The organism is Anaerovorax sp. IOR16 (assembly GCF_017168145.1).
GTDB lineage: Bacteria > Bacillota > Clostridia > Peptostreptococcales > Anaerovoracaceae > IOR16.
The window spans coordinates 189,784-197,865 of the sequence record NZ_JADQTL010000002.1 but is presented as its reverse complement, the minus strand read 5'-3'; the positions used below and the strand labels follow the sequence as shown (position 1 = coordinate 197,865).

8 protein-coding genes and 1 pseudogene are annotated in these 8,082 nt (G+C 34.4%); 8 read left to right on the top strand and 1 reads right to left on the bottom strand.

Annotated elements, in window-relative coordinates:
- From I2490_RS01210 to I2490_RS01175, 8 genes and pseudogenes are all read left to right on the top strand, one after another.
- A partial coding sequence (locus I2490_RS01210) for a thioredoxin family protein (protein WP_206457959.1) occupies positions 1 to 353 on the top strand: 353 nt, incomplete at its 5' end.
- A 132-nt stretch (positions 354 to 485) separates the two neighbouring features.
- Positions 486 to 848 (top strand): GNAT family N-acetyltransferase, encoded by a 363-nt coding sequence (locus I2490_RS17115; RefSeq protein WP_206457967.1) that lies wholly within the window; start codon positions 486 to 488, stop codon positions 846 to 848.
- A gap of 105 nt (positions 849 to 953) precedes the next feature.
- Positions 954 to 2,315, top strand: a pseudogene (locus I2490_RS01200) (IS1182 family transposase).
- Between the two features lie 246 nt (positions 2,316 to 2,561).
- Positions 2,562 to 3,818 (top strand): aminotransferase class V-fold PLP-dependent enzyme, encoded by a 1,257-nt coding sequence (locus I2490_RS01195; RefSeq protein ID WP_206457958.1) that lies wholly within the window; start codon positions 2,562 to 2,564, stop codon positions 3,816 to 3,818.
- A 60-nt stretch (positions 3,819 to 3,878) separates the two neighbouring features.
- Entirely contained in the window at positions 3,879 to 4,112 is a 234-nt protein-coding gene (locus tag I2490_RS01190) for a hypothetical protein (RefSeq protein ID WP_330634511.1), read from the top strand.
- A gap of 106 nt (positions 4,113 to 4,218) precedes the next feature.
- A complete protein-coding gene (locus I2490_RS01185; RefSeq protein WP_206457956.1) occupies positions 4,219 to 5,310 on the top strand; it encodes an S-layer homology domain-containing protein in 1,092 nt (363 codons plus the stop codon).
- A gap of 286 nt (positions 5,311 to 5,596) precedes the next feature.
- Positions 5,597 to 5,944 (top strand): hypothetical protein, encoded by a 348-nt coding sequence (locus tag I2490_RS01180; protein ID WP_206457955.1) that lies wholly within the window; start codon positions 5,597 to 5,599, stop codon positions 5,942 to 5,944.
- A gap of 11 nt (positions 5,945 to 5,955) precedes the next feature.
- Positions 5,956 to 7,134, top strand: a complete 1,179-nt coding sequence (locus I2490_RS01175; protein WP_206457954.1) for a cation:proton antiporter — start codon at positions 5,956 to 5,958, stop codon at positions 7,132 to 7,134.
- A 248-nt stretch (positions 7,135 to 7,382) separates the two neighbouring features.
- Here the strand turns inward: I2490_RS01175 and I2490_RS01170 are convergent, their stop codons facing one another.
- Positions 7,383 to 7,928: a flavodoxin domain-containing protein gene (locus tag I2490_RS01170; protein WP_206457953.1), complete on the bottom strand. Its 546-nt coding sequence runs from the start codon at positions 7,926 to 7,928 to the stop codon at positions 7,383 to 7,385.
- Positions 7,929 to 8,082 lie beyond the last annotated feature (154 nt).

The following is an 8,082-nucleotide window of genomic DNA, read 5'->3' as shown; positions in this document are numbered from 1 at the left end:
TAATATATATGGAACATTTTAATCAATATAAAGATATTAAAAATGCAATAGACAATCATGAGATAATTTTACTTTTCGGCAAATCAAACCGTTGTACTGTTTGTGATGCTGTCTTACCAAAGATACAGCAAATGGTGAAAAAACATTCAATCTATAGTGCTATAATTGCAATCGAAGATTACCCGGAATTTTCGGGACAATTTTCTGTCTTTACAGCACCGACTGTTTTATTGTTTGCTTTAGGTAAAGAGGTTTTTAGGCAATCAAGATTTATTTTATTTGAAGAGCTTGAAAAGAGATTATCAAGTGGAGAACTATGCATGCAGAGGGGAAGATTCGTGTTTGACCAATAATAATTCAACCATGTAAATTAGAAGATGAAGAGTTCTATGTAAAATTAAATTTAGATTTTATGAAAGCGGTTAAAGAGGAACATCCATATTGGGATAGTTTGAAACTGCCATCAGAAGATGAGATGAAAAAACATTCAGAGAAGCTTTCGATTCGAATACATTACATATTTTTATTGCAAAGTTAATAATGAAGTTGTCGGATTTGCTAATGTTTGGACTGTTTATAGTATATGGTCTGGGGGAAAAGGCTTAACGGTTGATGATTTATATGTATTGCCTTCTTATCGAAAAAATGGGATTGGCAAAAAAATAATGAATTATATCGTTGAATATGCTAAAGACCATGATTATAAAAGAGTACAGCGCATGCAGAAATGGATAATGAAAAAGCCCATAATCTATATAGAGGACTGGGGTTTAATGAAGAGGAAATGTTATTTTTATGAGAAAATTGGATTAGTACAAGACAACGTGATACGTTGTCTCAGACTGTAGACAAGGATATCTCTATCTTTGCCTACAGGTTTTTTTACATAATGTAATACATTTTATTGTATTTATGGTAAAATATATGTATAAATACATGGAGGTATTTGCTTTATGATGGGTAAGAAAGATTTATTAGGTCGTGATCAATTTCAAATGGTAACCTTGAATTCTCTTGTTCCACAAGATCATATTATTCGTAAGATAGATACTGCGATTAATCTCTCTTTCATTTATGACCTTGTAAAAGATTTGTATTCTGATGTGGGAAAAGAAAGCATCGATCCTGTTGTCTTAATTAAAATTACCCTCATTCAATATACCTTTGGTATTCGATCCATGAGACAGACCATTAAAGAAATTCAAACGAATGTAGCTTATCGATGGTATCTTGGTTATAGTTTAGAGGAAGAAATTCCTCACTTTTCTACCTTTGGTAAAACTACTCTCGTCGGTTTCAAAATACTGACTTATTCGAACAAATCTTTCAAAGAGTCATTGCTGAAATCATGGAATATGAATTCATTAATTCAGAAAGCATTTTCATTGACGGTACACATATTAAAGCAAGTGCAAATAACCATAACAGTGAAAAAGAAACCGTTTTGGAATCCGTTAAATACTATGAAAAAGAACTAATGAAAGAAATTAACGAAGATCGCATTGAACGAGGAAAACAAGCTTGTAAAAAAAACGGAAGCCAAAGAAAAGACAAAAGTAATCAAGAAAAGTACCGTAGATCCGGATTGCGGCGTATTTCATAAAGGAAAGCATAAGGTAGTATTTGCTTATGCTGCAAATGTAGCTTGCGATCGAAACAATTACATACTTGCTTTTCATACAAATCCAGGAAATGTACATGACTCAGTTGCATTCCCAAAGATTTATGAAAAAGTAAAAAGATATAAAGGTGTAAAAAATATTGTAATGGATTCCGGATATAAAACACCTGCAATTGCTAGAGAAATACTCAAAGATAAACGAATTCCTATCCTACCATACAAACGACCTATGACAAAAAATGGTTATTTTAAAAAACACGAATATGCTTATGATGAATACTATGATTGCTTTGTATGCCCAGAAAACCAAGTGTTAAACTATACTACAACAAATAGAGAAGGGTATCGGGAATATAAGAGTAAAGGAGAAATTTGCAAGAGTTGCCCTTCCTTATCAGAATGCACAGCAAGTAAGGACCATGTAAAAGTAGTCACACGTCATATATGGGAAAACTACATAGAGCAATGTGAGGACATTCGTCATACTCCAAAGTATCGAGATCTTTACAAACTACGGAGTCAAACCATTGAGCGAGTCTTTGCAGATGCAAAAGAAAAACATAATATGCGTTATACACAATATCGAGGGATTCAGAAGATAGAAATGGAACTGAATCTTCTTTTTGCGTCCATGAATCTAAAAAAACTAGCAACATGGATTCATAAATCTGAAAGAAGGAATCAAATGGCATAGAGATATCCTTTTATTTTTTCTTTTTTTAAAAGCTTTATAGAAAAAATAGAAAATACCTTGCAGAAATTATAAGAATATAAATTTAGCAAGGTATTTTGTCTACAGTCTGAAACAACGTGATACGTTGTCTTTTTTTAGGAAAAATTAATTTAAAACGAATATTTATACTAACTTTTAAGGAACTTATTTTTAATTTATGCATATGTATTATTGTATTAAAAGATTCAAATGTAAGAAAGGAAAACTATGAGAATTGAAAAAAAACAAAATAATCTTGCATATGCATTAAGAAAATTAGTCATGGATACATCATCATTGATTCCAACGAATAATGGAACTTTAAATAGTATTTATTTTGATAATGCTGGTACAACACCTCCCTTTAAATCTGTTATGAATGAATTGGAAAAATATTTGCCATGGTATAAATATGTATCAGATAAATCGAGAAAAGCAAAGTTTCTATCAGAGTTATATGAAGACAGTCGAACCAGTCTTATGAACTTTTTCAATGCAGATATCGAAAACAATACTGTAATTTATACGAAAAATACGACGGAAGCAATTAACATACTAAGCAATGTAATCTGTCAGCAAAATTCAGATATGAACCCTGTGGTGCTTACAACTTATATGGAGCATTTATCGGATTATTTGCCATGGAAATATAGATGTGAAACTGATTTGGTTAATGTAGACCAAGATGGCAGACTATCTATTCTTGATTTAGAGCAAAAGCTATTAAAGTATAGAGGAAGAGTAAAGTTAGTGGCAGTTACTGGTGCAAGTAATGTAACCGGATACGTTAATCCGATTCACGAAATTGCGAGATTAGCGCATATACATAATGCAGAAATTCTAGTAGATGCTGCACAATTGATGCAGCATCGTAAAATTAATATGAATCCAGCAGATGCAATGGAGAGCATTGATTATATAGCGTTTAGTGCGCATAAAACGTATGCGCCATTCTTTACCGGTGCTCTTGTAGGAAATAAACATGTTCTAAATATGGGTTACCCTCTTTGTTACGGAGCAGGGATTACAGAACTAGTTACAGACAATGAAATTATATTGAAAGATAGCCCGCAGCGATATGAAGCTGGTTCTAACAATATATTAGGGGTAATTGCTTTAGCGACTGCAATACAAACAATGGCACAAATAAATATGGATGTTATAGAAAAACATGAATCTGAATTGCTTTCTTATGCAATGCATCACTTAAATTTGAATCCCAATATAATCATTTATGGAGACAATAAGCATTTAGAAGATAGAATACCAATTATTGCATTCAATGTAAAAGATAAAACGCACGAAGAAGTAGCAAAGTACCTATATGAAGATTATGGAATCATAGTGAAAAATGGACTTTGTGGTGCAGATTTATATGTAAAGAAGCTAATCGGTGGAAGCCCATATACAGGTATTGTTCGAATCAGTATGGGTTTGTATAATCAGGATTTTGAGATTGATCGTTTGATAAAAGCTTTACATTGAAAAGACTTTCCATCTCATTAATTAATAAACTGAAAAAGATTAGAATGAAAGGATGTGATCGTGTTGGGTATCATTGCAATAATTAATTGTCTGCTCTTAGAAGTTTGCATATTTTTCTTAGTAACATGGATTTTTTGGTGGCTTTGGAATATGACTATGCCACAAGTATTCAATCTTAATAAAATTACATGTTGGCAAGCTTTCAGGCTTTTGCTGATTGCTGGAATTGTTTTTGGTGGTACATACTTTAAATTCTTTAGTGTTACTTTAGCGCAATTTGGTAATTACTTATAATTTTTATTAAGTATACTGGAACATTTTCTCTGCGTAACCGTCTATATGTAAAAGAGGTTAATTATGCCTCTTACCTGATGAGCATATAGAAAAGGAGCAATAATGTATGAAGAAGAATTTAGTTGCAATAGCTTTGACCGGCGCTTTGCTCTGTACGATGAGTGTCCAAGCCGTGGCGGCGGAAGTCCCAAATCCTACACTGTCCGCTATACCCACAACAGAGAAATCCCAGTCCCTGAGCGACAGCGTTCTATACTATGGGCAAGTCAAGAAGATTGTCACGAATAAGGACGGGACAATCTCTCAGCTTCGACTGGATTCGGAGCGTTTCGGCGAATATGTAGTAAACCTTTCTGCGGAAACTGTTTGGATTGACAGCGGAAACCATTCTGCAGATGATCCGTCTGATCTAAAGGAAGGCGAGGGGATTTATGTGTTCCACAGTCCTGTGGAAACAGCCTCTCTTCCTCCACAGTCCTCCGCTTTTGCCATTGTGCGCAATATCCCCCAGGATGTGGGTTGCGCTCAATATCATGAAGTCGAAGCCATTAGAGAAGAGGATGGAAAGCTGAAGATAACCACAGACAATGGCGGTTTATTCATCTTGGCTGACGAGGAAACGAAAATTTCTTCTTATCTCGAAGATGCTTCCACAACCCTGAACGATATTCAGCCCAACACTTATATTATGGCATGGTATGAAAGCTATGCGACGGTTTATCCCGGACAGACCTATGCAAACCATATTATGCTACTGGAAGAGGCAGATGCCGAAGCTCTTACCCGAGCTGGTTTGGTTTCACTTCTGCACAACATGGAAGGCAACCCGGTTGTAAACTATGCTATGAGTTACACTGATGTAAACGGCAATGATTCTTATGCGGAGGCAATCCGCTGGGCAAGTAGTAAAGGCTTGGTTAGCGGATATGGCAATGGCAGTTTTTGCCCGAATGATGTGGTAAGCCGTGAGCAGTTGGTTACCATATTGTGGCGTTATGCTGGTAGTCCGATGCTGATGGACTATCCTGGTCTGACACAGTTTAGTGATGCCGGTGATATTTCTGCCTTTGCTCGCCAGGCTATGGCTTGGGCACACCAGAAAGGATTGATTTCTGCCACTAATGATGGGCTTCTCGCCCCTCATGGCACGGCAACAGCAGGAGAAGTCGAAAAGATCATCCAACTACTTGATAACTAAGAGTAAGCAAATGGTACGTTCAGCTCCTAATTTGCTTTGTTGATTTACTTGTGATATACTAAAGAAGTACTTAAAAACAGAATAATGAAAAGAACCGTCTAAAGAGATACAGAAGGGCTTTTGGTATTGTTGTCGTTTGGCACTGATATGAAAAGCCTTTTTTTTATAATCTGTTTGCGTAGATAAAATGAGTATACCGATTAAGATATGAATATAATTGATAATAATTAGAATTGCAAAAATAGTTATTAACCGAGAAAGGCTTTATGGAGTGGAGGAGAAGATTATGAAAAAGCAACTATTATTTTTGGTTCTTAATAAAATAGGCGTTCTTAATAAATTGCTTATGGACCTAAATACAAATGGAATTAAAGGTGCAACTGTGATGAATTCTGTCGGTATGGCAGGAGCCCTTGCATCTGCTGAGGAAGGTATGTCTTTTGCACCATTTAAGATGATGTTTTCCGGTATTGCAGAGGATAATAAAACAATTTTAATGGTTATCGATGAGGACCAAATTCCAATTGTACAAAAAGTTATTACCGAGCTTGTGGGTGATTTGTCAAACCCTAATACAGCTTTTATGTTTGCAGTTCCTATAACCTTTGTTGATGGGATAACTTGCATGAAATAGGGGGAGAGAAAATGCCGCAGTTCACTACTTTATTATATGTTGGATCAATACTACTATTTGGATTGTTATTTGGGCGGTTTGTTAAAATTTTCAAGTTCCCGAATGTTACAGGTTATCTTTTATCAGGTCTTATATTAGGCCCACATATTTTGAGTTTTTATTCTTTGGAAGTAATTCAAGACTGTTCAATCGTATCGGAAATGGCACTGGCTTTTATTGCATTTATTATAGGCTGTGAATTCAAAAGAAGCTTTTTAAAAAAGCTAGGGATTACGCCTGTAGTGATTGCTTTTTTTGAAGCACTTTTGGCTGTTGTTATTGTAGATACAATCTTAATTGTAACAGGGCATAATGTTGCATTTTCTATTGTTCTTGGTTCCATTGCAGCAGCAACAGCTCCGGCAGCAACGGTAATGATAATCAAGCAATATCGTGCTAAGGGGCCTGTTACTGATATGCTCATGAGTGTCGTTGCTTTAGATGATTCTGTGGCTCTTATTGCTTTTGCAATATCTGTTTCTGTAGCTAAGAGCCTTAACGGCAATGGCGATCTAAGTGTTGTACAAGCTATTTTAACACCTATGGTTGAAATATTTTTTACACTCATAATGGGTACGATATTTGGAATATCCATTTACATTCTCATGAAATTCTTTAAAAAGCAAAACAATCAATTGATTATTACAGTTTCTGTAATATTTATTTGCTCTTCATTGAGTTCGTTTTTTGGATTGTCTTCTTTGCTGTCGTGTATGATGTGTGGAATGTTATTTTGCAATATCAGCAGTGAAAGTGATGAAATTGTGTCATTGCTGGGTACTTGTACACCGCCAATATATGTAATGTTTTTTGTTGTATCTGGTGCCCAACTTAATATTGAATTAATACCTCAAATAGGTAGTATAGGTTTAATTTATGTTATAGGAAGAGTAATCGGAAAGTTGCTTGGTGCTAGAATTGGTGCAGAAATCATGAGAGCAAACAAAGCAATATGTCGTTATGTTGGACCAGCTTTAATTCCGCAAGCAGGTGTTGCGATAGGGCTCATTGTAGTTGCAGAGACTGTTGTGCCAGAATATTCAGATCAAATACGTACGATCATACTTTGCGCTACAATGTTATATGAAATAGTAGGTCCGGTTATTGCTAAATCAGCTTTGAAAAAAGCAGGAGAAATTCAAGAGACTTAAAAGATATGAATAGAATTAAAAAGTTAATAATTTTTGTAGTTTTGTAGTTTAATTATTTTTATTGTCAGCATGTATAAATCAAGAAATAGATTAAAACAGTATTAAAAAAAACACTGTACATAATTTAAACTGAGGAGAGGCTAACTATAGAGTTAACGGACAGAAGGGTTCTTTTCATAAAAATTTACTTATTAATAGACTCTGGATCGTGGGACTAACTCTGAAAAATATAATTTTAATTAATATGATTACAGTTTTTGAATATAACTGACAATGGGTAATATTGTTGATCTATCAGTAAAATCGACAGCTTTGCCATAGGTAGATATGAATTCCTTATCCTCAATTCGCAAGGAATCATAATCTTTTTTATTAATCATTCTATAAAGCATTGCCATCATTGCCTTATGCGCAATGCTGAGTTTAGCGTAATCTATAGCGCCACGTAAATGAAATAATTTGATTTTATTCTGCATTTGAGTTGTAAGAACTTTATTAAGGCTTTGCTTAATACTATCAGTATTTTCTTTATCCATAGGATCAGCCAACCCACAAGTAAACAGAATCAGATTTTTATTGCTAAGTTGATCAAAGTTCTTTGTTACTATGTCAATTCCGCTTACACCACCGGCGTATAGTCCACCACCATAAATGATGGTATCATATGGTTCCAGATCAGCTAATTTAATGTTTTTCCGCTCAAATAAATCACAAGATAATTCTTCTGAAATCCACTCAGCATATTTTTTAGTCGCTCCATACTTGGACTGATATACAACTACAATTTTTCTCATATATCTACTCCTTTTCACCTTGGTGCAACGTTTTCATTTTTTAATATCTTCGCGTTTTTTTCTACTTAAGTATATTCACCTCAACATGCAATTAACATTATAAATAATATTTACAGTGTTAATTGTATTTCTTATAAATTACTTTATCAAGAAA

Coding starts and splice junctions, on each gene's coding strand:
- I2490_RS01195 (WP_206457958.1), top strand. CDS start 2,562: ATGAGAATTGAAAAAAAACAAAATAATCTTGCATATGCATTAAGAAAA.
- I2490_RS01185 (WP_206457956.1), top strand. CDS start 4,219: ATGAAGAAGAATTTAGTTGCAATAGCTTTGACCGGCGCTTTGCTCTGT.
- I2490_RS01180 (WP_206457955.1), top strand. CDS start 5,597: ATGAAAAAGCAACTATTATTTTTGGTTCTTAATAAAATAGGCGTTCTT.
- I2490_RS01175 (WP_206457954.1), top strand. CDS start 5,956: ATGCCGCAGTTCACTACTTTATTATATGTTGGATCAATACTACTATTT.
- I2490_RS01170 (WP_206457953.1), bottom strand. CDS start 7,928: ATGAGAAAAATTGTAGTTGTATATCAGTCCAAGTATGGAGCGACTAAA.